Genomic DNA, 23,913 nt, shown 5'->3' with positions numbered 1-23,913 from the left:
TATATAATAGGCTTATGATTAGAGAAAAGGGAGAGAAGTAAATGAACTATACATTAATTGCAACATCAACTTTTGGATTGGAATCAGTAGTGGCAAGTGAATTAAAAGAATTGGGGTATGACGATTTAAAAATAGAAAACGGTAAGGTAACTTTTGAAGGTGATGAGAGAGATATAGTAACATGCAATATGTGGCTTAGAACATCAGATAGAATTTTAATAAAAATGGCAGAGTTTAAAGCAGAAACTTTTGAGGACTTATTCCAAGGCACTCTCGCAGTTGATTGGGGAAGTATAATGCCAGTAAATGCATTTATGCATGTTTCGGGTAAATCTGTTAAATCTACTTTATTTAGTGTTCCTGACTGCCAGTCCATTGTAAAAAAAGCGGTAGTTGAAGCGATGAAAAGAAAGTATAAAACAGATTGGTTTAGCGAAGATGGCCCAGAATATAAAATAGAAATAGGAATATTAAAAGATTTAGCTACTATAACTTTAGATACTTCTGGTGCAGGACTTCATAAAAGAGGATACAGAGAAAACGCAGGAGGAGCACCTATAAAAGAAACTTTAGGAGCGGCACTAGTACTTTTAAGTAAATGGGAGCCATCAAGGATACTGGCAGATCCAATGTGTGGATCGGGAACTATAGCCATTGAGGCTGCACTTATAGGCAAAAATATTGCTCCAGGATTAAATAGAAGTTTTATATCAGAACAATGGGATATAATACCTAAAAGCATATGGGATGAAAGTAGAAAATATGCAACAAATGCAATAAATAATAAAGAATTTAAAATACTAGCTTCTGATATGGACGGTAGAGTAATTAGAACTGCTATGGAAAATGCAAAAAAGGCAGGGGTAGAGAACTACATAAACTTTCAAAAAATACCTATGCAAAATTTTAGCTCTAAAAAAAGGTATGGATTTATAATCACTAATCCTCCATATGGAGAAAGATTAGGAGAAATTAAAGAGGTTGAAAAACTATATAAAGATATGGGAGAAGTATTCCAAAACCTTAAAGATTGGTCCTATTTTGTTATAACAGCACATCCAGAATTTCAAAGACATTTTGGAAAAGATGCAGATAAAAACAGAAAGCTCTATAATGGTAGACTTAAATGTTACTATTATCAATATTTTGGACCAAAGCCTGAAAAGAAGTATTATGAATAGAAACTACAGGGTTATAAGTTTAGGGCTTATAACCCTGTAGTTTTAATTTACTTGTTCTATCTCGGGTTTTTTAGGGTCTATATATATTGTTTTATTGGTATAATATATAACCATTCCAGGTTTTGAACCATTAGGTTTATGAACATTTTTCACTTCAGTATAATCTACAGCTACTTTTGCGGATTCTTTTGCTTTGCTATAAAAAGCAGCTAGCATAGCAGCCTCTTCTAAGGTTTTATCAGGAACAGTTCCAAAGTTCTTTATTATAATATGAGAGCCAGGTATATTTTTGGTATGCATCCATATGTCTCTTTTATCTGCAAATTTTAAGGTTAAATAATCATTTTGAAAATTATTTTTACCAACATATATTTCAATACCATCGCTAGATATAAATTTCATAGGTTTAGTTGTTTTAACTTTTTTGTTGTTTACTTTTTTGAATTTTATATAACCAGTTTCCATTAGTTCTCGCTTAATTTCTTCAATGCTTTCATAATCCTCTGCATTATTTATATTTGTCAGTACGGAGCTTAGATATTCCATTTCTTGTTCTGTTACCTCTAGTTGAGTCTTGGCTGCCTCTTCGGTCTTTTTTAGTTTGCCATATTTTTTAAAGTAGTATTGAATGTTTTCAGATGGAGTTTTATTAGGATCAAGCTTAATTTCAATATACTCTAAGTCTTCACTATAGTAATTTTGTAATTGAGCAGATATATCCCCTTTTTTCAAACTGTATATATTTGCTGTTAAAAGTTCACCATAAATCTTATAAGTATCCTTACGATCACATTCTTCTAAGCTATTTTTCAGTATCTGTATTTTTTTACTACATCTGTCCAGGTTTGTATTTACAAGTTTCTGAAGATCAGAACTTTTATTATTTAATCTATCAGCTTTATCCTTTTCAAAATAAAATTCTTCAATTAAATCTGATGGTGAATTAAAAATCCTTTCATCATACTCACATAGGTGAGTAAGCTTTTGGCAGTAAAAGTCTTTAACTGCCCCATTTAGTGAGTATTCAGAGAAGCAAAACTCACCATTTTTTATATTTTCAAATTTTTTAACAGAATAATTATATATATATTCTAAGTTGCTTTCAGTAAGTTCTTTTCCTGAATTATTAATTTGATAAGTAAGTTCTTTTGAAAATTGGGAACTTACTCCTGTGAATACTTTGGAGAAAAAATTCTTATCATATTTAATATTATTTTCAATAATATATAACTTGAAGTCTTCTAAACTATAGTCAAAAGGATTTAACTTAGTTGAAGTTGGAGGAAAAATATATTTAATTCCAGGATAAACGGATCTTATGGAATTTATTTCTGGAGTAATATGTTTTATACTATCCATAATCATGTTGTCTCTTTGTCTAATCAAAGTAATATTACTATGCCTTCCCATGATTTCTACTACAAGGGTGTAAATGCTATTAAATCCTAATTCATCAGTAGTTTCAAAATCTAACAAAACAACTCTGTCAGTATCAAGCTGATGTATCTTTATTAACTTAGCAGTATTTAGGTGTTTTCTTAAAACCATACAAAACATAGGCGGTTGCATTGGATTTACTTTACTTATTTTTGTAAAATGTATTTTAGGATAAACAGAACTGGAGCTAATCAAAAGCTTATAAGTTTTTCGTTCATTTTTTATTGATAAAACTATTTCATCTTTTTCTGGTTGACTTACCTTATCGATTCTACCATTTAATATGGTATGCTTAAGTTCTTCTATTACACTATGTATAAAAATTCCGTCTAATGCCACAGATATCATCCTTTCTATATCTATATGAATATCTTATCAAAGAATATTATGGGCATATTATAACATAAAAATATCTATATTAAGTAATATTTTTGGTAATTTAACTTGTTGAGTAGTATAATCTATTGATAAAATTTTAGTGTAGTAGTAAACTAAATTTGAAGTTTTATTTAATAAGAACATTTTTGAGAAAGGCGGCGAATAATAGATGAAATTTACGAAAATGCATGGTAATGGAAATGACTTTATAGTAGTTGATGATAGAAATGGTATGTTTTTAGGAAAAGAAGGGGAACTTGCAAGAGAACTTTGTAACAGAAATTTTGGAATCGGCGGAGATGGGATATTAATAGTCAGAAATAGCGACATCGCACAAACGCAAATGATTATTATGAACTCAGATGGTTCTTATGCTTCCATGTGTGGTAATGGCATAAGGTGCTTTGCAAAATACGTTTGGGATGAAGGAATTGCAAAAGGAGATTGCATAAAAATAGAGACTGGAGATGGAATAAAGGAGGCTTTTATCCATGTAAAGGATAATGAAGCTAAAGAGGTCACAATTAATATGGGAACCCCGACCTTTGATCCAGAGCAAATACCTTCTAAGCTTGATAAAGAAATTGTAAATGAACAAATAAAAGTTAATGGCAAGGAATATAATATAACAACTATGTTTATGGGTGTACCCCATACAGTTTTATTCGGAAAACTTGATGAGTATGACGTTGAAGAAGGAAAAGTTATAGAAAAACATGATATTTTTCCAGAAGGAACTAATGTTAATTTTTGTGAAGTTATAAACGATAATAAAATTAGAGTTAAAACCTGGGAAAGAGGTGCAGGACCTACTTTGGCCTGTGGAACTGGATGTTGCGCTTCTGTAATAGCTTCCAATAGGTTAGGTTTTACAGGTAAAAATGTAGAAGTTGAAGTACCAGGTGGAAAACTATTTGTAGAAATAAAAGAAAATGGAGTATTTATGACAGGACCTGCAGTAGTTTCTTTTAAAGGGGAATATGAAGTTTAAATGAAAGCATTTTACAAAACTTTATCTATCATTATAATTTTATCTTTTGTCTTAAATTTTACAGCTTGTGGCTTAAACAAAGAGACTTCTGAAGAGGTAAATAATCTACCACGTTATTCTCAGGTGACCGCATTAGAAAATAAGGGAGAAAATTCAGAGGTATATAAAATAGAAAATAAGGATTTGTATAAGATTGGGGCAATAGAAAGTTTGCTCGGATTAACATACAACTCTAAAAATCAAATTTATGTTTATACCGAAAATATATCTAAAGGGCAGAATTTTGATCATAATAAAATTACAATAATAAAAGATAATAGAAAAAAAGAACTAAAGGACTTTTATGCCGCTTTAGACACAAAACTTAGTCCAACAGGAGATAAGCTTGCCTTCAGAAGTTTTAAGGAAGACTCAATGGAAAGTGCTGAAGGAATGAAGATATATGATATTAAAAAAAGTAAGTATATAAGTTTGAAATCGAAGGTGTTAGTCTCAGGTAATCTTTATGGATGGATAAGTGACAATAAAATAATTTACTATGGAAGCATGGAAGGAAAATCTGATTCAGATAAAATTTATTCTTATGATTTTGATAGCAACAAAGAGGAAGTTTATTTAGACAATACAAATGGATATTGTCTACACTTTATTCCAATTGGGAATAATATATTATTTATTTCAAGTCAGGGGAATTCACAAGCTGTATATTATTTTGACAGTGAAAAAAACATAACAAAAAGTATAGCTACTAATGTAACTAGTATAATTAGATCAGCTGCAAATTACCAAAAGGGCGAGGCTTTTTTTATTGGCAGTGAAGGCGATGAAAAACAAATGGCAGTATATAAATTTTCATCTAAAGGTTTAAAAATACAGAGGCTTACTTATGATTTTCCAAAGGAGTTGGATGAGGATTCTGAAATAGCTATGGATATCCAAGGAAACATATACTTTTGTGGAATGGATGAACCAGACCAAGAAAATTCTTTAGACGTATATATGTATGATAGAGAAGAAGGCTCCATAAATCTTATATCAACTCATAAAGGAAAGTATAATGTGTATAGTTCAGGATAACGTTTTAATCACATAAAATCTACTTAAATATTTAGTAGATTTTATGTGATTTTTATTTTTATTTGGTAAAATACAGGAAATTTGTTTACGAATTAAAACAGTGGACATAATTCTAATATGAGAGTAAGAAAGTTGAGGTGAGAAAGGTATTTATATGAATAAGATTATGGAGACTGTAGATTTAGAAAATACAGCTATAAATAGTAAAGTTGTACAAAAGATACCAGAAAAAATAGCAAATGATAACTGTTTATTAGCTTTCAAAGAAGTCGCTGATTATATTTATATAGCAACAAGTAAAACACCAACTATTTTATTAGAAGAAGAATTAAGGTTTATAAGTGGAAAAGATATAAAATTTTTTTATTCCAGTGAATTAAAAATAGTAAGTGCCATTAATAAATATTATTGTAAGTACAGTTTAGAGAATGCTATAAAAATTATTGAACTGGAAAGCAAATTAAACATTAAAAAAGAAAGTATAAAAAACTATGATGAAGAAAAATTGCAGGATGCTCCTGTAGTTAAAATAGTTAATTCTATATTGAATGGAGCTATTTATCAAAATGCTAGTGATATTCACCTTGAGCCCTTTCAAGAAGAAACTATAGTAAGATTCAGAGTAGATGGAATTATAAGCTACTTTACATCAATACCTAAAAATATATATTTCCTTGTATGTACCAGACTTAAAATAATGGGTTCAATGGATATATCAGAGAAGAGGGTACCACAGGATGGAAAAATAAGATACTTATATGAGGATAAAGATTATGATTTAAGAGTTTCAACTCTTCCTACCGTATATGGAGAGAAAATTGTTATAAGAATTCTATATAGATCTGATAAGATGAAGTCTTTAGATAGGTTAGGATTTATGAATAGGGACGTAGATGCAATAAAATCAATGATTAAAAGCAGATATGGAATTATACTTGTAACAGGTCCTACAGGTAGCGGAAAGACTACAACTTTATACTCTATGTTAAATTCTTTAAATAAGATAGAAAAAAACATAACTAGTATAGAAGATCCTGTAGAATATAGCCTTGAAAATATTAATCAAGTTAATGTGAATACAAAAATAGGTTTTACATTTGCAGAAGGTCTTAGAAGCATATTGAGACAAGATCCAGATGTAATAATGGTTGGTGAAATTAGAGATGAGGAAACAGCGCAGATTGCTATTAGAGCAGCAGTAACAGGGCATTTAGTTATAAGCACACTGCATACTAATGACGCAGCAGAATCCATATTAAGGCTTAAAGATATGGGAATACAATCATATTTTATTGAGGAAGCTTTAAAAGCTGTCATATCTCAGAGACTAATTAGGAAAATATGCCCCTACTGTAAAAAGTCTTATAATGTTTCAAATAATGAAATTAAAGACTTAAATCTTTCGCTACCCTACAAGTTATATAAAGGTGAAGGATGTTGGAAATGTAACTATACAGGTTATAAAGGAAGAACTGTAGTATATGAAATAATGGACGTTAATAAATTGAAAAACATCAAAATCAAATATAAAGAATCTGTAGAGGATATTAGAAATTTAAACATTAGTAGCGGTATGGCTTCCATGAGAGAGCATTGTGTTGATCTTATAAAAAGTGGAGTGACTACTTATGAAGAATTTATAAGAATAAATCTATAAATATCCGTCGCATCTTTGACTTGTTATTTTCTTTCAGATGCCTTAAGACATACTTTTACAACATGGAAGGAGTGGTAACATATTTAAATATAGTGCCATAAATATTCAAGGAAATAAATTTGAGGGGGAATATGAAGGCGAAGACATAACTGAACTAAGAGACAAATTAAAGGATAATGGATATTATCTTTTGGATGTTAAAAAGAAAAATGGTATTTCAAAATATATATTTAAAGAAAGAGTTAACTCTCGAGACATAAGTTTTTTATGCAATGGGTTAAGCTGTATGATAAATGCTGGAATTTCAGTCTCTCAAGCATTAAATATTATAGCATCCCAGTGCAATAAAAAGACATTGAGAGAGAGTTTATGCAGAGTAGAGAGAAATGTTTCAAGAGGAGAAAGTATCTATAAAAGCTTAAAAAAAGAATCTGATGTGTATCCATTGTTCATGAATGAGATGATTAAGATAGGAGAAGAAAGTGGGAAACTGGATAAGATACTGAAAAATTTATCAGAATATTATGATAAACAAGACAAATTATTTAATAAAGTGAAATCAGCAATTACATATCCTTTAGTTGTGCTAACAAGCTCTTTCTTTATAATTCTATTCTTAATGGCTAAAATAATACCTAACTTTATAGATACATTATTGTCTATTGGTGGAGACATTCCCTTTATAACGCAAGTAACATTAGATTTTTATAGTTTTCTTAGAACAAATTTTTACCTAATAAATATAATTTTATTTACAATTATGATTGCTATATATCAATATTCAAGAACAAATGAAGGTAAACTTTATTTCGACAATATAAAAATTAGAATTCCCTACTTAAGAAGATATTACAATAATTTTGTTTTATATAAGTTTTCAGTATCACTATCTATGCTTATAGAAGCAGGTTTTAATATAATAAAAGCTTTAGAAACTGTTATAAGTCTTTTAGATAATAAAGTAATAGAGAATAAAATTAAGAACTGTATAGAAGATATAAAGCAAGGAGAGAGTATGAATTCTTCTTTTAAGAAACAGGAACTAGGGAATGAACTATTTTTATCTCTAATTTCCATTGGGGAGGAGACTGGAAAGGTTGAAGAGATGCTATCAAAGCTTGGAGGGATACTTGAAAATGAATTAGAGGAGTATTTAAAAAAGCTTTTAAGCTTAATGGAGCCAATGATTATTATATTTTTAGCTTTATTTGTAGGAGTGTTTATAATAGCAGCCTTTATGCCTATTATAAATATCATGGATTCTATAGCGTAAGGCATTTTCAAATTGGGTTTTCAAAGGCTACTTGAAGTTTAGTTGAACAAATCCAGGATGGTAGTTATCGTATAAAAATTTTATAGGAAAGGAAAAGGTTATGAAAATAAATTATAAGAAAATAATAAATTCGAGGGAAAAAGGTTTTACTATAATAGAGCTTATGTTGGTTATTTCTATAATATTAGTTCTTATGGGATTTTTAGTTCCAAAATTTTCAGCTTATCAAGAAAAGGCAAAAGTAACAAAAGCAATAAATACAGCAAAGCAAATTCAGACAGCAGCTATGGCAAGTTATGGAGACAATGACGGGAAATTTGACAAAGATAATGTAAAAGCCAATATAGAGACACTAACTTCAGTTGAAGCTGGTACAACGGTAGAAGATGTATCTTCAGGGGAACAATGTGTAGATATAAATTATAAAAGTGATGGAAAAATATACACAGCGACAATCAATGCAGATCAAAACTCTCTTGTAGTAATGTATGATAATAAAACTGTATATCCAAAAGCCACGTCTACAAACACACGGTCAGGTGCTAATTCTGGTGAATAATTTTCTAAGGATAATCATAATGGAGTAATTTATATGAAAACTAAAAAGAAAGGTTTTACTGTTATAGAATTATTGATAGTAATAGGAATGATATCTATACTATTTAGCTTTAGCTTAATAAACTTTGGTGGATACAATAAATTACAAAATGAAATAGATGTTGATGTTTTCAGTAATTCTCTGATCAATTTAATAAATAATTCAAAAGAATATTGTAGAGATAAAAATATAGGAGGCTATTTATACTTTGATACTGAAAAAAACTTTGTATGTTTAAACTCTGGAACACAGCGAGTTTATAAATTAGAGTTACCAGATAAATTCACATTAAATATAGTGAGGCCAGGAAACAAAATAAAAATAGATAACAGAGGTATAACTGAAGATGCGTGTACTATTCAATACAAAGATCGTGAAGGGAAGATGCACTGTATTACGATGTGTGTGGGAACAGCTTTCGTGGAATTCAAATATTAACAAAGGATACTCTTTAATAGAAGTCATATGTAGCATTACTGTATTTTCAATATTGTTTATTACAATATTGTCAATTCAACTAAATAATTTGAAGCTGAAAAAAACAAGTAATGAGATATATAATAATACAATATTTATAGAAGCAGCAAAGAATAACATAATTTATAATTGTTCTTATGATGAAATAGAGAAGCTTGCCCTTGAAAATAGATATTATATTGCTAAGGAGAATATTCAAGAGGATAAAATCAAAGAAAAAGGAATAACTAATTTATTTATTCAGAATAAACCATCGGAAGAGCCTTATATAGCTATTGATATAGAGCAAGGTAAGGTATTAAAGCTAAATTTAAAATTATATACAAAGATTAAAGATAACACTAAGGTTATGGAGTGTGAGATTTATAAGGGAAAATATAAAAGATAGAAAAGCTGCTAAAAAAGGATTTACATTAATTGAATTAATGATTGTTACAGCATTAATAGGAATTATAGCATCTATTCAAGTAATTATTATTTCAAAGTATATGAGAATACATAGACAAGAAATAAATGAAAGTAGAGAATATTTTTATGTAAATGAGGCTTTTATGATAATTGAAAACCAAATAAATAATGCTAAGTATGCAGAAATATCGGATAACAGAATTACTATAAAAAGATACGATGGTAAGGGTTGTGATTATATTAGAAAAGATCGTGATTCAGATATTATAATATCCTATGGCGCTGTATATTCACCTACAACCAATAACATTTTTAAAAATGCTAAGGAGTTTATTGTGGAGGAAAAAGGAAGGGTGTTATATATAACTATAGAAACAAGGAAAGGTAAAGTGTATAAAAGATGTTTAGGACTAGAGAGAGGAAAAGCAAAAAAGGATTTATCTTAGTATATGTTCTATTTGCATGTAGCCTATGTTTTCTTATTGTTTTAGGTGTTTATAAAATGGAAATTTTAATAAGAAATAATGATTTAAAGCTTCAGCAAAACACAATGAAAGTGGACATTATACAAAAACCAAGAGAGTTTCTTCTAACTGAATTAGATGAGAATATCTATAAAAATGTTAGCTCAATAAGTGAAGAAGAAGTAAAAGAATTTTTCAATACCACAACAAGCACTGCTATAAAATGTGATGATAATTTAGTTAAATATATTAATGATTCAAATTGTTTTTTAGCTGAATACTATGTCAATCATAAGTTTTATAAAGAGGAGTTATATGAGTATAAAATTATTAATGGATCTATATTTTATGGATGCATCGATTACTCTTATAAAAAAGGAGGAATAAAATGATAAGAAAAAAGGGATTATTACAAGTTTATAATGATAGTTTAACTTATAAGGAGATTCTGAGAAAAAGCTTCATAGACAGAATAATAGACTTAAAAAAATATAATGGAATTAATATTAAAGCAAAAAATATTGATGATATTAAAATAGATTTTAAAAATAAAAATCTATTTATAATAGTAGATGGTGAAGAAATATATGTAAAATTTATGACTTTTCCAAAGGTAAAAAAGGAGAAACTTCATGCAATTATTAAAGGTGAGCTGCAGTATCGATTTAAAAATATAGATAATATTATGTTTACCTATCAAATCATCAAAGATAATGGTTCAAGCTTAGATGTGATAGTTTTTTTATTAAATTGGAGCAAATCAAATTTAATAAAAAAGTGTACAGAAAGAGGAGGAAAAATAAAAGGAATATTTCCAATACAATTTTGCATTTTGAACAATTATAAAAATAGAATTAAAGATAAAAATTACATCCTTATTTTTATACATGAAAATATATTATATCTATTAGCCTGTACAGACAATAAAATGATTGCCAATAGTGTTATAAAAACATTTGCTGAAAATAGTTTTATAGATGAGTTGAAAAAATTTCAAGTTAAATGCAGTATATCGCAAGAACATGATCAATTTAACAAAATATTTTTTCTGAACTTTCCTTACAAAACTTTAATTAAAGATGTGGAAAAACAATATAGTTGCATAGACTTAGGAAATGCTTGCTGTGATAATAACTATCTTGTATAGAATTTAAAGCTTAGGCATCATAAGGAGATGATTTAAATAGAAAAGATATATTTTTTACCAGAGTGGTATTTAGAAGATAGAAAAGTTAAGAGAAAAAAGTCACTTAAAGTTTTTATAAGTATATTTATTATAATAGACCTAATTCTTATAGAAATGTTATTTGTAAATACAAATAAAAAAAAGCTGTTAGATACTGAAATTAATCAGAGGCTCTTACCACAAAAGAAAGATACTGAACAAATAAATGAAACGAAGAGTAAAAATAATAGAACATTAGATACATTTTTAACTTATATAACAAGCGTACAGGAAAATAACAATTATGAAAGTATATATATAGATGGAAGAAGAATAGAACTAAGTTTTGATTCAACAAAATTAGATTATAAATTACTCATAAAAGAAATAGAAATGAAAAATAAGTTTATAATAAAACAGATATTATTTCTGAGTGGTGAAAATCCGGGAAATATAAAAATAAATATGGAGTTAAAGTGAGAGGGGAAAATATATGTTTAAAAATACGATTTATAAGCCAATCATGGTCATTCTATGTTTAATATTATTTGTATTTTTAATTGTGATGAATTTCAATGTTAGACAAAAAATAGCTGAAAATGAGGCTAAATTAAGAGTTATAAATGAAAATAAAAGTGATGATAGCAAATTAAAACAATTTGGATTTACTGAGATATTAGAGGGGTTAAGTGAAAAAGAAAAAGTTAAAATAAACGGTTTGAGAAGTCAAAGTAATAAAGAAGCAGCAGTAGAACTTGAAATCTTAGGTGATATTTCTGTAGTTAAAAGTACACTAGAAGATATAAAAAATAAAGATAATTATCAACGTATTAATAATATAAAAATAAATAAAGATGAAAACAGCAATAACACTACTAAAGTGAATATTGATTTTATAAAAAACAAGTAGAGAATCTGAAAGCAAATAAATTAATATTATTTGCAAATAATCACAAGTTTTGATAAAATAACATTGTTCAAATAGAACTGTATTGTGTAGTCTATATATTGAAAAGTGAAAACATAGGGCGCTTATTTCTTAAATTGTAAGTTTAATAAGGAATAATTGTTACATAAATTGGAGAAAGTAATAGTGAATGCTACACGTTACGTAAATATGGGGGTAATATAAGATGTATAAAGAAAGAATGAGAAAATTAAGAGATGCAATGAGCAAAAAAGGATTAGATGCTGTTCTTTTAATTGGAGATCATAATAGAAATTATTTAAGTGGATTTACTGGAAATGAAAGCTTTTCAGTAATAACAACTGATAAGGCATTTTTTATTACAGATTCAAGATTTACTGAACAAGCACAGCAACAAGTTAAAGACTACGAACTATTAGAATACAGTAAGAATACTACTTTTGCTGACTTTCTATCAGAATTAGTAAATAAAAATAATATTAAAAAGCTTGGATTTGAAGAAAATATAGTTTCTTATGGTACATACAGCCTTTATAAAAGTAAACTTAATTGTGAGTTAGTCCCTATGGAAGGTATAGTTGAAGAAATAAGAGTTGTAAAGGACGAAAGCGAACTAGTGCTTATGAGAAAAGCAGCAGAAATTGCTGACAAGGCTTTCGAACATATGCTTAGTTTTATAAAACCAGGAATGACTGAAAGAGAAGTAGGACTTGAGCTTGAATTTTATATGAAAAAATTAGGAGCTACAGACCTTTCATTCCCTTCAATAATTGCATCTGGAGTTAGATCAAGTTTACCTCATGGAGAAGCTACTGATAAGGTTATTAATAACGGAGAATTCTTAACACTTGACTTTGGATGTGTTTATGAAGGATATTGCTCAGATATGACAAGAACAATTGTTATAGGTAAGCCATCTGAAAAAATGGTTGAAATATATAATATTGTACTAGAAGCACAGGAAAAAGCTTTAAAAGGTTTTAAACCAGGAGTTCCTGCAATAGAAGTTGACAAAATTGCAAGAGATCACATCAAAGAAAAAGGTTATGGAGAATATTTTGGCCATGGGTTAGGCCATGGAGTAGGTAGAGAGATTCATGAAGCACCAACTGTTGGATATAGAAATGATAAACCACTACCAGCAGGTATAGTTGTTACAGATGAACCAGGAATTTATATACCAGGTTTTGGTGGGGTAAGAATAGAGGATATATTATTAGTAAAGGAAAATGGAATAGAAATATTCTCAAAATCACCTAAGCATTTAATATGCATAGAATAGTATATATGATTACCTATTAAAGGGTTATGATATAATAAATGAATAATAAAGTTTTGGAGGGATACACCAAATGATATCAGCAGGAGAATTAAGAAAAGGAACTACTTTTGAACAAGATGGACAAGTGTTTACAGTAATAGACTTCCTTCATGTAAAACCAGGTAAGGGAGCTGCGTTTGTTAGAACAAAGCTTAGAAACGTTATAACTGGAGGGGTTACTGATACAACTTTCAACCCAACTGCAAAACTTCAAGAAGCAGTTATAGAAAGAAAAGAAATGCAGTACTTATATTCTGATGGTGAATTATATTATTTCATGGATCAAGAAACATTTGAACAAATTCCTTTAAATTATGAGAAGGTTGAAGGAGCAATAAAATTCCTAAAAGAAAATATGTTTGCTGTAATAAAATTTTACAAAGGAGAAGCATTCTCAGTAGAAGCGCCAAACTTTGTAGAATTAATGGTAACTCAAACTGATCCAGGAGTTAAAGGAAATACAGCTACAAACGTATTAAAACCTGCTACTGTTGAGACTGGAGCAGTTGTTCCGGTTCCTATATTCGTAAATGAAGGAGAAATCATAAGAATAGATACAAGAACTGGAGAATATATGGAAAGAGTTTAAGGAATACTATTATGGCAAAATAAATTTAAGGATGTGGTTAAATGAATTCTATTATGTCAAAGGTTTCTTATCTTAGTGGATTAGTTGACGGATTAAGTATCGATGAAAGCACTAAAGAAGGAAGAATATTAACAGAAATTGTTAGTGTACTTAAAGACATAGCTGTAGAAATATCTGAAATCTCAGAATCCCAAAAGGTTGTTCAAGAATACATAGATGCCATAGATGAAGATCTAGCAGAACTTCAAGAAGATTTTTATGATGAAGATTATGAACTATATGAAGATGAAGGTGATAACTTTATTCAACTTGAATGTCCTAACTGTGGAGATACTGTGTATGTTGATAAGGACATAATAGCTAAGGGTGAAGAAATTACATGTCCTAATTGCCATAAAAAAATAGCAACTAAAAATTGTTGTTGTGAATAATTGAACGAATTCATAGCGGTATTACTCTATACTTCTAGCAAAAATAGAAGTATTAGAGTGGAGGTTTATTGAATAAGTTGTTTTAATACCACATAAATGAGGTTACTCATTTATGTGGTATTTTTTATTTACTCATAAAATTTTTATTTATTTGGAATAATTTCTGAGTAATTAAAATAGAAATTAATATAAAGAAAGGAGATGAGAAAGATAGATACAAAAGAAATTTTAAATATTTTACCACAAAGTATTAAAGATGCTCTTGGAGATTTAGCTCAATCAAAGACACTTCAAGAAATCAGAATAAGAGCGGACAAGCCTTTAGTTTTTCAAGTAGGTAATAGAGAAATAGTTAACAAATATACACCAAGATCAGATGATTTAAAAACTATCATTCAAAGGATGAGTAACTATTCTATTTATGCCTTTGAAGAAGAATTAAAACAGGGCTATATAACAATTAAAGGTGGACATAGAGTCGGTGTATGCGGAAAGTGTGTAATAGAAAAAAATGAAGTTAAAACTATAAAAAACATTGCATCCCTTAATATCAGAATTTGTAGAGAAGTAAAAGGTTGTTCAGATTCTATAATGAAATTTATTATAAAAAACAATGAAGTAATAAATACTATAATAATTTCTCCACCAAAGTGCGGAAAAACTACACTGATAAGAGACATAACAAGAAATATTTCAGATGGTATGGACAAGATGTTTTTTGAAGGAAAAAAAGTATGTGTAGTTGATGAAAGAAGTGAATTAGGAGCATGTTTTAATGGAATACCTCAACTTAATATCGGGCTTAGAACAGATGTTTTAGATGGATGTCCAAAAAGTGAAGGGATAATGATGGCTATAAGAAGTATGTCTCCAGATGTTATAGTTTGTGACGAGATAGGGGCCTACAAGGACATTGATAGTATTTTAAATGCTCTTAACTCAGGAGTAAGTTTAATTACTACAATTCACGGGTATGACGTAGAGGATTTATATAATAGACCTGTATTTAAAGAAATTGTTGAAAATAATGTATTTAAAAGAGCTATTGTTTTAAGCAATAAGAAAGGTGCTGGAACAGTAGAGCGTATATATGATTTTTCAACTAAATCAGTGATATGGAGGGGGTAGAATGTTAAAGTTTCTAGGTTGCATTATGATTCTAGCCGCATCCACAGGAATAGGATTTATTTATTCAGCGAAGTTTAAAAAGAGAACTAGACAGTTAGAAGAGCTCCAAAGATGTATTTATCAACTTCAAAATGAAATAGTATATACCCACACTCCTTTGCCTGAAGCGATTGAAGATGTATCTAAAAAAAGTGTGTATCCAGTTAAAGAAATATTCGAAGAAGTGTCATGCCTATTATTTGATAATAAAGTAAACAATGTACATGAAGCATTCCGTAATGTATTAAATAGAAGAAAAGACATTTTAAACCTAAAAAGAGATGATATGAATATATTATTGGATTTTTCAAAAACTCTAGGAGAATCAGACATAGAAGGTCAACAAAGAATATTTCATCTTACTTTAGAAAATTTAAAAAAGCGAATAAAAGACTCAGAGGTTTTGATGAGTAAAAATGTGAAGATGTATAGATACCTCGGATTTTCGCTGGGGGCCATTATAGTAATAATACTCGTTTAGAATGTTTATAAAAGAAGGGGGTAATTAAAATGTTGGATATTAGTTTAATATTTAAAATTGCTGGGGTAGGGATGATTGTAATAATTATAAATAAAGTCTTGGAAGCTAGTGGAAAAGGAGATTATGCTGTAGTAACAAATTTAGCTGGTATATTAATAGTTTTAATGATGGTAATAAACTTAGTGAACAAGCTATTTACTACAGTAAGAACAATGTTCCAACTTTAGGAGGTTAAAGCCCTAAATGGACTTTAACGGGTAATTTTGCTGTTGGAAACGAGCAAAATCACCCGGTGTGACCACTGAAAGGAGGAAGCTATGGAAATAATCAAAATAGTTGCTTTTGCGTTTATGGCATTATTTATTGTACTGCTTTTTAAAGAGCGAAGAGAAGACTTTGCAGTATATATAAGCATGGCTGTTGGTGTCATGATATTCTTATTTATGATAACAAAGATAACTGCAGTGCTCCAATTTTTACAGCAGTTAGCAGCTAAAGCTAATATAGATTTTATATATTTAACTACTGTATTTAAGATATTAGCCATTGCCTACTTAGCCTCTTTTTGCGGGGAATTGTGTAGAGATGCTGGACAAGGAAGCTTAGGGGCTAAAGTGGAGTTTGCAGGAAAAATACTTATTTTAGTTTTGGCAATCCCTATACTTATGGCTGTATTACAGTCAATTCTAAAGATTATGTAGGTGTTAACTATGAAGAAGATTATATTGGTTTTACTGATGATTTTTGTAACATCCTTTAATGTGAAGGCATTAGAGGTTAATAACATTAATATAGATACTCGCGAAAAAGTTGAAACTGAACAAATAGAGAAATTTTATGATTATATCTCCAATATGAAAACAAAATATGAATTGCTTAAAGATATTGAAGCAAAAACATATGTAAAGGATTTTATAAAAACTGGAGATGGCAAAGTATCCACAAAAAAACTGCTTAATGCTTTAGGCATATATATGTTTAAAGAGATTGCTGCATCATTAAAGCTATTAGCTCTATTAGTAGTAATTGCACTTATATGTGCACTTCTTACTAATTTACAAAAGGCCTTTAGTGGTGAAAGTCTATCTAACATAGCTTATTTTGCATGTTACTCTCTACTTATAATAATAATGGCTAAAAGCTTTTATATAGGAGTGGATACAGCAAGATCTACGATGAAGGAAATGACGGACTTTATGACTGCTATTGTGCCAATTCTTATAATGCTTATTGCAAGCGTAGGTGGATTTGTAGAAGCAGCAGTTATGGACCCTATTATAATAGGAACGATAACCATAAGTGCAAAAATATTTATGGACATAATAATACCAATAATATGCATGACTTTTGTATTACAGTTTGTGAACAATATGTCTGAAGAATACAAAATTAGTAAACTTACAAAGCTTTTAAATCAAGTGGCTATGTGGGGACAAGGCATTGTAATGACAATATTTATAGGAATAATTACGATAAGAGGAATTACAGCTAAAACTATCGATGAAGTTACTGCAAAAACAGCAAAATTCGCTGTAGACAATTTTGTACCTATAGTTGGAAAGAGTCTTTCAGATGCCGTATCAACAGTAGCTGGTTACTCAATTTTATTAAAAAATGCATTAAGCAGCTTAGGGCTTGTCATATTAATTGCTATAGTGCTGTTCCCAATAATTAAGTTACTTATAATGTCACTTTTGTACAAGTTTACTGCGGCATTAATAGAACCTATAAGTGATAGCAGATTAGTAAATTGCATAAGCGCAGCTGGAGATTCTCTTGTACTGGTGACAGCGTGCCTTATCAGTGTATCAGTTATGTTTTTCATAATGATAGCTATAATAGCATCAGCAGGTAAGGTAATGATGGGAGGTTAAAGTCCTAAATGGACTTTAACGGGTAACTTGTGAGCGGAAGCGAACATCTTAAGTTACCCAGTGTTCCGACTAAAAGAAGGAAAGAAGGTGATAAACATTGTTACAAGTTCTAAGGGAATGGCTTATAGGCATTTGTACTGCTGTGTTTTTCATAACCGCTGTGGAGATAATTCTTCCAGATAACAGTTTAAAAAAGTATGCAAAGTTTGTACTAGGTTTAATTTTGATTACAGTTTTTATAAATCCCTTAATAAAAGTTTTCGATAGGAATTTTGATATAAATACCTACACAAGCAATGCTATTCAATCCCTTGATGCGAAAAAAACGGAAAATGAATTTCAAAAATATAAAGAAAAGAATATAAAAGACACTTTAGAAGTATTTAAGCTTAATCTTCAGACTAACTGTGAAAAAAAGCTAAAAGAAAAATATCCAGACAGTAATTATAAAGTGCAGGTTGATGCTTCCTATGATGACAATAATGATAAACTTGTTATAAAAGATATAAAAGTAGGAGTTAAGGATGGAAGTATAGAAAGAATAAAAAAAATAAAAATAGGTGATGACAGTAAGACTGTTGATAACGGTGATAAAGAAATTAATAACGAAAAAAGCCAGGCTATAAAGAAATACTTAGGCGACGAGCTTAATGTCTCAAAGGACGTAATACAAGTATATAAAATATAAAATTGAGTAACTTTTATAAGGCATCTGAAAAAAGTAGACTAGAATAGTGACTAGTTATTTTCTTGAAGATGACTAAGATTAAAAGATAAAAAGGAGAGAACCATATGGATTTTAAAAAGTTTTTTGAGAAACTTATTAAAGATAGTGAGAAAAGTTCATCGGATAAAAAGAATGTAGCTAATTTACTTATAATGCTATTAGCAGGAGTTCTAATAGTTTTAACCGTAAGCTTTTTTAAAACATCTAACACAATTGGAGTTCAAAGTTTAGGTGCTGGAGATAATAAAGGGGCAAATAAGTCAGGAAAAACTGAACAACAGAGTAGCAGCGATAGATCAGCGCAAGATTATGAAAGTACAATTCAACAAAAGTTAAAGGATACTTTAGAAAAAATTGAAGGTGTCGGTAAAGTAGAGGTTATGGTTAGTTTTGAAAGCGGAGAAGAGCAGGTTCCTGCAGTAAATATAAATGATTCAACAAGTAATACGGAAGAAAAAGACAATGAAGGTGGAACTAGAAATACCACACAGAAGAATAACGGAAGCACTGTTGTTGTAACAAATGAGGGTGATAAATCAAAGCCTCTTATAGTTAAAACCTATAAACCAAAGGTTTCAGGGGTCTGTGTTGTAGCTGAAGGTGCTGAAGAAAAAGTTACTTCACTTAGAATAACTAAGGCAGTGGTTGATTTATTTAATATTCCAGAGAATAAAGTTAATGTTTATCCTATGAAAAAATAGTATATAAATGTTTCTTAAAGCATATAATTTGTTAGAAAGGTTGATAGGGGGAATAAAAAAATGAATAAAAAACAAGGTATAATTATTGCTACTCTTTTAGTTCTTATTGTTTGTGCGGGGGTACTTGCTACAAAATTAAATAGCCCATTATATGTGAATGGTGATGACAGCAGCGGCACAAAAAGCAGTGCAGTATCTTTTAATAATACAGATAAGAAAAATAGTAAAACCACATTCTTTGATGAGGCTAAGTTAACTCGTGAGCAAAAAAATGCACAAACACTACAGACATTAAAAACTTTAATTGATGACAAAAATATATCTAAAGAGAACAAAGATGAAGCAACTAAAAAATATACTGAATTAGCAATGAGTACAAATTATGAATCAAAAATTGAGACTACTTTAAAAGGTAAAGGCTATGAAGATGTACTTTGTTCTATAGAAGAAAGTGGTAAAGCGAGAGTTATAGTAAAAGGAAAGGACAAACTTACAGATAAAGATACAAGAGAGATAAAAAATGTAGTTATGGGAATAGCTAAAATTCAAGAAGTTGAAATAGAAGTTAAACAATAAAATTAGTAACATATTTTAATATTATACATAGCCTGTACACTTTAAATCTAGGTTAAAGTGTACAGGCTAAATCTTTATTTAAGAAATTATTTATCAATTTGGTAATGTTTAATTTGTAAAAGGGAAAGCTATTTGATATAATATACGTAAAGTTAGTTTTGACTGATATCAAATACCTAGGGGGTACGAGAATGGAAGAGAATATTAAAAATGAAATTGACATGGGTATTGTAAAAATATCTGATGAAGTCGTAGGTGTAATTGCAGGTCTAGCTACTACAGAAGTAAAGGGAATAGTTGGTATGAGCGCAAGCCTTGTAGGTGGTATAACTCAAATATTAACTGGAAAAAAGAATTTATCAAAAGGTGTTAAAGTTACAGTTGGAGAAAATAGCGCTGCTATTGATTTATATGTAGTTGTAGAGTATGGAATAAGAATTCCAGATGTAGCATTAGAAGTGCAAGAAAATGTAAGGAAGGCTGTTGAGTCCATGACAGGTCTTGACGTTTCTGCAGTAAATGTGCATGTACAGAATGTTATGATTCCTAAAGTAATGGATGTTGTTGAAGATATGGAAGAATAGTATCTACACCCTCTGTGTTTAGAGGGTTTTTTTATTCTTGGACATTTTAAAAATTTTGCGACGCAAAATTTTTATCAGAGGACAATTGACAGAGGACAGAGGACAATGATGGTGAGTTTTCTTCCTTACGTCAGAAAACTAATTTATTTTTTTAGGCTTGTTTTGCTAATGCAAAACATCGCTAATTTATATAAATTAAGGATTTTTCGTAGTGTAGCGGAGAAAAATCCTCCTTCATTGTCCTCTGTCAATTGTCCTCTGTCCTCTAAAAAATGCTTCGCATTTTTTTAAAATTACGAATTTAAGTATTTCAATATGTATACTTGAACTACAATATTACTTTAAGTATAATTATATCTAAACTGACAATAATTAATTGTAGAAGAACATTTAGCCAAATCAGGAGGAAGAAATGAATAGAAGAAAATCAAGAGAAATTGCCATGAAATTATTATTCCAAACCACTATAAATAAGGAAGATTTTAAAGAGGTTATCGCAAATCTTAAGGAAAATATTGAGGTTGAAAATTCAGAGTTAGATATGACTGGACTATCAACTTATAAGGAAAGTGATCCTGAAAGTATTGATTTAGAAGATGTTGATATGGAATATATCATAAGAGTTCTCAAGGGAGTTCAAGAAAATGGCGAGGATATAGATAAAGAAATAGAAAAGCACCTTAGAAATTGGAAGATTAATAGATTGTCTAAAATAGATGTATCTATATTAAGAATATGTACATATGAATTTTTATATGAAAAAGATATTCCTAAGAATGTATCTATAAATGAAGCTATAGAGCTTGCTAAAAAGTATTCAGCAGATAAATCTGCATCTTTTATTAATGGCGTACTTGGAAGTATGTTAAAGGAAGTTATTCAGTAGAATAAGCTTCTTTTAACTGCTTTTTCATGTTCTTTAAATTGTAAATTAAAATTTCAATATTTGAGAAGGTAGTAAATATGTATATAAAAACCTTAACAGTATCAGCTTTAAACGGTTATATAAAAAAGCTAGTAGATAATGACTTTATACTATCTAACTCTAGCGTAAAAGGAGAAATATCTAATTTAAAACTCCACAGTAGTGGACATATATATTTTTCTCTTAAAGATGAGTCTAGTAAAATAAATTGTATAATGTTTAGAAGTGCAGCAAAAAATTTAAAATTTATTCCCGAAGTTGGAATGCAAGTTGTAGTTAAGGGAAGAGTTTCAGTTTATGAAAAAGAAGGAGCCTATCAATTCTATTGTGATATGATGGAGCCGGATGGAGTAGGAGAATTATATTTAGCATTTGAAAAATTAAAAAATAAACTGCAAAGTGAAGGTTTATTTGATGAAAAGTATAAGAAGCCTTTGCCTAAGTATGCTAAGAAAGTTGGAATAATAACTTCTCCAACTGGTGCAGCAATTAGAGATATAATAAATGTTACAAAACGAAGAAATAAGAATGTAGAACTAGTAATATATCCTGCATTGGTTCAAGGAATAAATGCAAGTGCAGACATGATAAAAGGTATAGAAACTTTAAATAAAGTTGAAGATATTGAACTTATAATACTTGCAAGAGGTGGAGGCTCTATAGAAGAGCTTTGGTGTTTTAATGATGAGAAACTGGCTAAAGCCGTTTTTAACTCTCAAAAACCTATAATCACTGGTGTAGGCCATGAAATTGACTATACTATTGTAGACTTTGTTAGCGATAGAAGGGCACCAACTCCATCAGCGGCAGCAGAAATTGCTGTATTTAATTTAGAGGAATTTAAGAATAGAATTTTAACATATGAAAATATTCTACAGACTCGTATCCAAATAAACTTAAATAATAGAAAAAACGAAATAAATTTATTGAAGCGGAATTTAATGTCCCTTAGTCCATCAATATATATAATAAATGAATATAACAATATTGATAGATTGAGGGAATTGATAGATATAAAAGTTAAAGGAAGATTAAACAAAGAAAAAGAGGCACTAGGTAAAATAAGTGCTCTACTTTCAGCACACAATCCATTGAATGTTTTAAATAAAGGTTACGCTATGATTCAAGATGAAAATGAAAATTTAATTAGTAGAGTTTCTACACTCAAAGAATCAGAAAAAGTGAAAATTACATTAAAAGATGGCTATGTTTGTGCAAACCTTACAGTTAAAGATAGTAGCAAGATCTAAAAATGGCATTAAGGGAGTGATTTTATGCCTAGAAAAAATGAGTCCTATGAAAGTATGATGGAAAAACTTGAAGATATAGTAAATGTAATGGATAGCAAAGAACTATCTCTAGAAGAAAGCTTAAAGAAGTATGAAGAAGGCGTAAAACTTTGCAATAAACTATATAAAGTGTTAAATGATGCAGAAGGAAAAATAAAGCTTCTAACAGAAGATGGAGAAAAAGATTTTGAAGAAGAGTAAGAGCTTAAAATTAGGAGTTAGCAAATCTTAAAAGAGTAATATATGCGATATGGGGAAAGTTATCAATATTAGAATATGAATGGAGAAGTGGGATATGGATATAAAAGATGAGATTACAATTGAAAAATTAAAAAAAGAAATAGAAAATTGGATTTCAGAGCATTTTAAAGACAAAGGATCCTACAATAAAAGGGTATACGAAGCTATAACTTACAGCTTAGATGCAGGTGGAAAGAGAATTAGGCCATTATTATTTTTATTGACATATATGCTAAAAAATAATAATTATAAGTCTGTACTTCCAGTAGCTGCGGCAATAGAACTGATTCATACCTATTCTTTGATTCATGATGATTTGCCTTGCATGGATAATGACGATTTAAGAAGAGGAAAACCTACAAATCATAAGGTATTTGGTGAAGCAATCGCAGTTCTTGCTGGGGATGGTCTTTTAAATGAGGCAATGAACATCATGTTTAGATACTGTATAGATAATGATAAGAATGCCATAAGAGCTTGCAGTTTAATTTCAGAAAGTGCAGGGATAGAGGGTATGGTTGGCGGACAAACAGTGGATATACTAAGTGAAAATACAAAAATACCAATAGATCAACTATATTATATGCACAGTAAAAAAACAGGAGCACTAATAAAAGCGGCAATAGTTGCAGGCGCAATTCTTGGTGGCTCAACAGAAGAGGATGTTAAAAAATTAGATTATTATGGGCAAAAACTAGGGTTAGCTTTTCAAATAAAAGATGATATATTGGATATAGTAGGAGATACAGAAGTTTTAGGTAAAAAAGCTAAAAGTGATTTAGATAACAATAAAACTACATTTATCACCACATATGGATTAAATAAGTGTATGGAGATGTGTAACTCATTAACAAGTGAATGTGTAGAGGTATTAGATAAAGTTGAGGGAGATACCTCTAGATTAAAAGAAATAACATTATTTTTACTTAATAGAGAAAAATAAATAGATATACTATATTTTAAAAGAAGGATAG

Annotated in this window: 30 protein-coding genes; 29 read left to right on the top strand and 1 reads right to left on the bottom strand. The window is 29.4% G+C overall.

Annotation, left to right across the window (positions count from 1 at the left end; all coding sequences use genetic code 11):
- Positions 1–41: 41 nt before the first annotated feature.
- Positions 42–1,181 (top strand): THUMP domain-containing class I SAM-dependent RNA methyltransferase, encoded by a 1,140-nt coding sequence (locus I6U51_RS10160; protein ID WP_211142537.1) that lies wholly within the window; start codon positions 42–44, stop codon positions 1,179–1,181.
- A 42-nt stretch (positions 1,182–1,223) separates the two neighbouring features.
- Here the strand turns inward: I6U51_RS10160 and I6U51_RS10155 are convergent, their stop codons facing one another.
- A complete protein-coding gene (locus I6U51_RS10155; protein WP_211142536.1) occupies positions 1,224–2,957 on the bottom strand; it encodes an NFACT RNA binding domain-containing protein in 1,734 nt (577 codons plus the stop codon).
- Between the two features lie 208 nt (positions 2,958–3,165).
- On the opposite strand from I6U51_RS10155, the gene dapF reads away from it, so the two are divergent.
- The 28 genes from dapF (at position 3,166) to I6U51_RS10015 (ending at position 23,882) form a co-directional block, all read left to right on the top strand.
- The gene (gene dapF / locus I6U51_RS10150; RefSeq protein ID WP_211142535.1) at positions 3,166–3,987 is read left to right on the top strand and encodes a diaminopimelate epimerase; all 822 of its coding nucleotides are present in this window, start codon (positions 3,166–3,168) and stop codon (positions 3,985–3,987) included.
- Positions 3,988–5,064, top strand: coding sequence for a DPP IV N-terminal domain-containing protein (locus tag I6U51_RS10145; protein WP_211142534.1), 1,077 nt, complete (start codon positions 3,988–3,990; stop codon positions 5,062–5,064).
- Positions 5,065–5,218: 154 nt separating this feature from the next.
- A complete protein-coding gene (locus I6U51_RS10140) occupies positions 5,219–6,721 on the top strand; it encodes a GspE/PulE family protein (RefSeq protein ID WP_211142533.1) in 1,503 nt (500 codons plus the stop codon).
- Between the two features lie 190 nt (positions 6,722–6,911).
- Positions 6,912–7,994 carry a type II secretion system F family protein gene (locus I6U51_RS10135; protein ID WP_246517226.1) on the top strand — a complete coding sequence of 361 codons (1,083 nt, stop codon included), beginning with the start codon at positions 6,912–6,914 and terminating at the stop codon, positions 7,992–7,994.
- Positions 7,995–8,094: 100 nt separating this feature from the next.
- Positions 8,095–8,553: a type II secretion system protein gene (locus I6U51_RS10130; protein ID WP_211142532.1), complete on the top strand. Its 459-nt coding sequence runs from the start codon at positions 8,095–8,097 to the stop codon at positions 8,551–8,553.
- A 33-nt stretch (positions 8,554–8,586) separates the two neighbouring features.
- Complete coding sequence (locus I6U51_RS10125) at positions 8,587–9,030, top strand: type II secretion system protein (RefSeq protein WP_211142531.1); 444 nt, start codon at positions 8,587–8,589, stop codon at positions 9,028–9,030.
- Positions 8,996–9,457 (top strand): type IV pilus modification PilV family protein, encoded by a 462-nt coding sequence (locus I6U51_RS10120; RefSeq protein WP_343069614.1) that lies wholly within the window; start codon positions 8,996–8,998, stop codon positions 9,455–9,457. Before I6U51_RS10125 ends, I6U51_RS10120 begins: the two co-directional genes overlap by 35 nt.
- Positions 9,426–9,923, top strand: a complete 498-nt coding sequence (locus I6U51_RS10115; protein ID WP_211142529.1) for a prepilin-type N-terminal cleavage/methylation domain-containing protein — start codon at positions 9,426–9,428, stop codon at positions 9,921–9,923. Before I6U51_RS10120 ends, I6U51_RS10115 begins: the two co-directional genes overlap by 32 nt.
- A gap of 56 nt (positions 9,924–9,979) precedes the next feature.
- Entirely contained in the window at positions 9,980–10,333 is a 354-nt protein-coding gene (locus tag I6U51_RS10110; RefSeq protein WP_211142528.1) for a hypothetical protein, read from the top strand.
- Positions 10,330–11,088 carry a hypothetical protein gene (locus I6U51_RS10105; RefSeq protein WP_211142527.1) on the top strand — a complete coding sequence of 253 codons (759 nt, stop codon included), beginning with the start codon at positions 10,330–10,332 and terminating at the stop codon, positions 11,086–11,088. Before I6U51_RS10110 ends, I6U51_RS10105 begins: the two co-directional genes overlap by 4 nt.
- A 153-nt stretch (positions 11,089–11,241) precedes the next feature.
- Positions 11,242–11,586, top strand: a complete 345-nt coding sequence (locus I6U51_RS10100) for a hypothetical protein (protein WP_211142526.1) — start codon at positions 11,242–11,244, stop codon at positions 11,584–11,586.
- Between the two features lie 13 nt (positions 11,587–11,599).
- The gene (locus I6U51_RS10095; protein WP_211142525.1) at positions 11,600–12,016 is read left to right on the top strand and encodes a hypothetical protein; all 417 of its coding nucleotides are present in this window, start codon (positions 11,600–11,602) and stop codon (positions 12,014–12,016) included.
- 223 nt (positions 12,017–12,239) lie between these two features.
- A complete protein-coding gene (locus tag I6U51_RS10090) occupies positions 12,240–13,316 on the top strand; it encodes a M24 family metallopeptidase (protein WP_211142524.1) in 1,077 nt (358 codons plus the stop codon).
- Positions 13,317–13,386: 70 nt separating this feature from the next.
- On the top strand, positions 13,387–13,944 hold the full coding sequence (efp, locus tag I6U51_RS10085; RefSeq protein WP_211142523.1) for an elongation factor P: 558 nt from the start codon (positions 13,387–13,389) through the stop codon (positions 13,942–13,944).
- Positions 13,945–13,985: 41 nt separating this feature from the next.
- The gene (locus I6U51_RS10080) at positions 13,986–14,375 is read left to right on the top strand and encodes a CD1247 N-terminal domain-containing protein (protein WP_178908049.1); all 390 of its coding nucleotides are present in this window, start codon (positions 13,986–13,988) and stop codon (positions 14,373–14,375) included.
- 210 nt (positions 14,376–14,585) lie between these two features.
- Positions 14,586–15,503, top strand: coding sequence for a stage III sporulation protein AA (gene spoIIIAA, locus I6U51_RS10075; RefSeq protein ID WP_211142585.1), 918 nt, complete (start codon positions 14,586–14,588; stop codon positions 15,501–15,503).
- A gap of 1 nt (position 15,504) precedes the next feature.
- Complete coding sequence (gene spoIIIAB / locus I6U51_RS10070) at positions 15,505–16,023, top strand: stage III sporulation protein SpoIIIAB (protein WP_211142522.1); 519 nt, start codon at positions 15,505–15,507, stop codon at positions 16,021–16,023.
- 29 nt (positions 16,024–16,052) lie between these two features.
- Positions 16,053–16,250 (top strand): stage III sporulation protein AC, encoded by a 198-nt coding sequence (gene spoIIIAC / locus I6U51_RS10065; RefSeq protein ID WP_178908047.1) that lies wholly within the window; start codon positions 16,053–16,055, stop codon positions 16,248–16,250.
- A 90-nt stretch (positions 16,251–16,340) separates the two neighbouring features.
- Complete coding sequence (spoIIIAD, locus tag I6U51_RS10060; protein ID WP_211142521.1) at positions 16,341–16,724, top strand: stage III sporulation protein AD; 384 nt, start codon at positions 16,341–16,343, stop codon at positions 16,722–16,724.
- Between the two features lie 9 nt (positions 16,725–16,733).
- Complete coding sequence (spoIIIAE, locus tag I6U51_RS10055) at positions 16,734–17,897, top strand: stage III sporulation protein AE (protein WP_211142520.1); 1,164 nt, start codon at positions 16,734–16,736, stop codon at positions 17,895–17,897.
- A 97-nt stretch (positions 17,898–17,994) separates the two neighbouring features.
- Positions 17,995–18,585 carry a stage III sporulation protein AF gene (gene spoIIIAF / locus I6U51_RS10050; RefSeq protein ID WP_211142519.1) on the top strand — a complete coding sequence of 197 codons (591 nt, stop codon included), beginning with the start codon at positions 17,995–17,997 and terminating at the stop codon, positions 18,583–18,585.
- Positions 18,586–18,689: 104 nt separating this feature from the next.
- A complete protein-coding gene (gene spoIIIAG / locus I6U51_RS10045) occupies positions 18,690–19,325 on the top strand; it encodes a stage III sporulation protein AG (RefSeq protein WP_211142518.1) in 636 nt (211 codons plus the stop codon).
- Positions 19,326–19,385: 60 nt separating this feature from the next.
- Positions 19,386–19,901, top strand: a complete 516-nt coding sequence (locus tag I6U51_RS10040) for a SpoIIIAH-like family protein (protein ID WP_211142517.1) — start codon at positions 19,386–19,388, stop codon at positions 19,899–19,901.
- Positions 19,902–20,092: 191 nt separating this feature from the next.
- Positions 20,093–20,485 (top strand): Asp23/Gls24 family envelope stress response protein, encoded by a 393-nt coding sequence (locus I6U51_RS10035; RefSeq protein ID WP_211142516.1) that lies wholly within the window; start codon positions 20,093–20,095, stop codon positions 20,483–20,485.
- A gap of 412 nt (positions 20,486–20,897) precedes the next feature.
- Positions 20,898–21,371 carry a transcription antitermination factor NusB gene (nusB, locus tag I6U51_RS10030; protein WP_178908040.1) on the top strand — a complete coding sequence of 158 codons (474 nt, stop codon included), beginning with the start codon at positions 20,898–20,900 and terminating at the stop codon, positions 21,369–21,371.
- 77 nt (positions 21,372–21,448) lie between these two features.
- A complete protein-coding gene (gene xseA / locus I6U51_RS10025) occupies positions 21,449–22,660 on the top strand; it encodes an exodeoxyribonuclease VII large subunit (protein ID WP_211142515.1) in 1,212 nt (403 codons plus the stop codon).
- A 24-nt stretch (positions 22,661–22,684) separates the two neighbouring features.
- On the top strand, positions 22,685–22,900 hold the full coding sequence (locus I6U51_RS10020) for an exodeoxyribonuclease VII small subunit (RefSeq protein ID WP_211142514.1): 216 nt from the start codon (positions 22,685–22,687) through the stop codon (positions 22,898–22,900).
- 94 nt (positions 22,901–22,994) lie between these two features.
- The gene (locus I6U51_RS10015; protein WP_246517222.1) at positions 22,995–23,882 is read left to right on the top strand and encodes a polyprenyl synthetase family protein; all 888 of its coding nucleotides are present in this window, start codon (positions 22,995–22,997) and stop codon (positions 23,880–23,882) included.
- The last annotated feature ends 31 nt before the right edge of the window (positions 23,883–23,913 follow it).

The organism is Clostridium aciditolerans (assembly GCF_016316925.1).
In the GTDB taxonomy this organism is placed as follows: Bacteria; Bacillota; Clostridia; order Clostridiales; family Clostridiaceae; genus Clostridium_AM; species Clostridium_AM aciditolerans.
This window is presented reverse-complemented; position numbering and strand designations above follow the sequence as displayed.

Excerpts from the sequence above, each read along its gene's own strand:
- I6U51_RS10160 (WP_211142537.1), top strand. The coding sequence starts at position 42 with ATGAACTATACATTAATTGCAACATCAACTTTTGGATTGGAATCAGTA.
- dapF (WP_211142535.1), top strand. The coding sequence starts at position 3,166 with ATGAAATTTACGAAAATGCATGGTAATGGAAATGACTTTATAGTAGTT.
- I6U51_RS10145 (WP_211142534.1), top strand. The coding sequence starts at position 3,988 with ATGAAAGCATTTTACAAAACTTTATCTATCATTATAATTTTATCTTTT.
- I6U51_RS10140 (WP_211142533.1), top strand. The coding sequence starts at position 5,219 with ATGAATAAGATTATGGAGACTGTAGATTTAGAAAATACAGCTATAAAT.
- I6U51_RS10130 (WP_211142532.1), top strand. The coding sequence starts at position 8,095 with ATGAAAATAAATTATAAGAAAATAATAAATTCGAGGGAAAAAGGTTTT.
- I6U51_RS10125 (WP_211142531.1), top strand. The coding sequence starts at position 8,587 with ATGAAAACTAAAAAGAAAGGTTTTACTGTTATAGAATTATTGATAGTA.
- I6U51_RS10110 (WP_211142528.1), top strand. The coding sequence starts at position 9,980 with ATGGAAATTTTAATAAGAAATAATGATTTAAAGCTTCAGCAAAACACA.
- I6U51_RS10105 (WP_211142527.1), top strand. The coding sequence starts at position 10,330 with ATGATAAGAAAAAAGGGATTATTACAAGTTTATAATGATAGTTTAACT.
- I6U51_RS10100 (WP_211142526.1), top strand. The coding sequence starts at position 11,242 with ATGTTATTTGTAAATACAAATAAAAAAAAGCTGTTAGATACTGAAATT.
- I6U51_RS10095 (WP_211142525.1), top strand. The coding sequence starts at position 11,600 with ATGTTTAAAAATACGATTTATAAGCCAATCATGGTCATTCTATGTTTA.
- I6U51_RS10090 (WP_211142524.1), top strand. The coding sequence starts at position 12,240 with ATGTATAAAGAAAGAATGAGAAAATTAAGAGATGCAATGAGCAAAAAA.
- efp (WP_211142523.1), top strand. The coding sequence starts at position 13,387 with ATGATATCAGCAGGAGAATTAAGAAAAGGAACTACTTTTGAACAAGAT.
- I6U51_RS10080 (WP_178908049.1), top strand. The coding sequence starts at position 13,986 with ATGAATTCTATTATGTCAAAGGTTTCTTATCTTAGTGGATTAGTTGAC.
- spoIIIAB (WP_211142522.1), top strand. The coding sequence starts at position 15,505 with ATGTTAAAGTTTCTAGGTTGCATTATGATTCTAGCCGCATCCACAGGA.
- spoIIIAC (WP_178908047.1), top strand. The coding sequence starts at position 16,053 with ATGTTGGATATTAGTTTAATATTTAAAATTGCTGGGGTAGGGATGATT.
- spoIIIAD (WP_211142521.1), top strand. The coding sequence starts at position 16,341 with ATGGAAATAATCAAAATAGTTGCTTTTGCGTTTATGGCATTATTTATT.
- spoIIIAE (WP_211142520.1), top strand. The coding sequence starts at position 16,734 with ATGAAGAAGATTATATTGGTTTTACTGATGATTTTTGTAACATCCTTT.
- spoIIIAG (WP_211142518.1), top strand. The coding sequence starts at position 18,690 with ATGGATTTTAAAAAGTTTTTTGAGAAACTTATTAAAGATAGTGAGAAA.
- I6U51_RS10040 (WP_211142517.1), top strand. The coding sequence starts at position 19,386 with ATGAATAAAAAACAAGGTATAATTATTGCTACTCTTTTAGTTCTTATT.
- I6U51_RS10035 (WP_211142516.1), top strand. The coding sequence starts at position 20,093 with ATGGAAGAGAATATTAAAAATGAAATTGACATGGGTATTGTAAAAATA.
- nusB (WP_178908040.1), top strand. The coding sequence starts at position 20,898 with ATGAATAGAAGAAAATCAAGAGAAATTGCCATGAAATTATTATTCCAA.
- xseA (WP_211142515.1), top strand. The coding sequence starts at position 21,449 with ATGTATATAAAAACCTTAACAGTATCAGCTTTAAACGGTTATATAAAA.
- I6U51_RS10020 (WP_211142514.1), top strand. The coding sequence starts at position 22,685 with ATGCCTAGAAAAAATGAGTCCTATGAAAGTATGATGGAAAAACTTGAA.
- I6U51_RS10015 (WP_246517222.1), top strand. The coding sequence starts at position 22,995 with ATGGATATAAAAGATGAGATTACAATTGAAAAATTAAAAAAAGAAATA.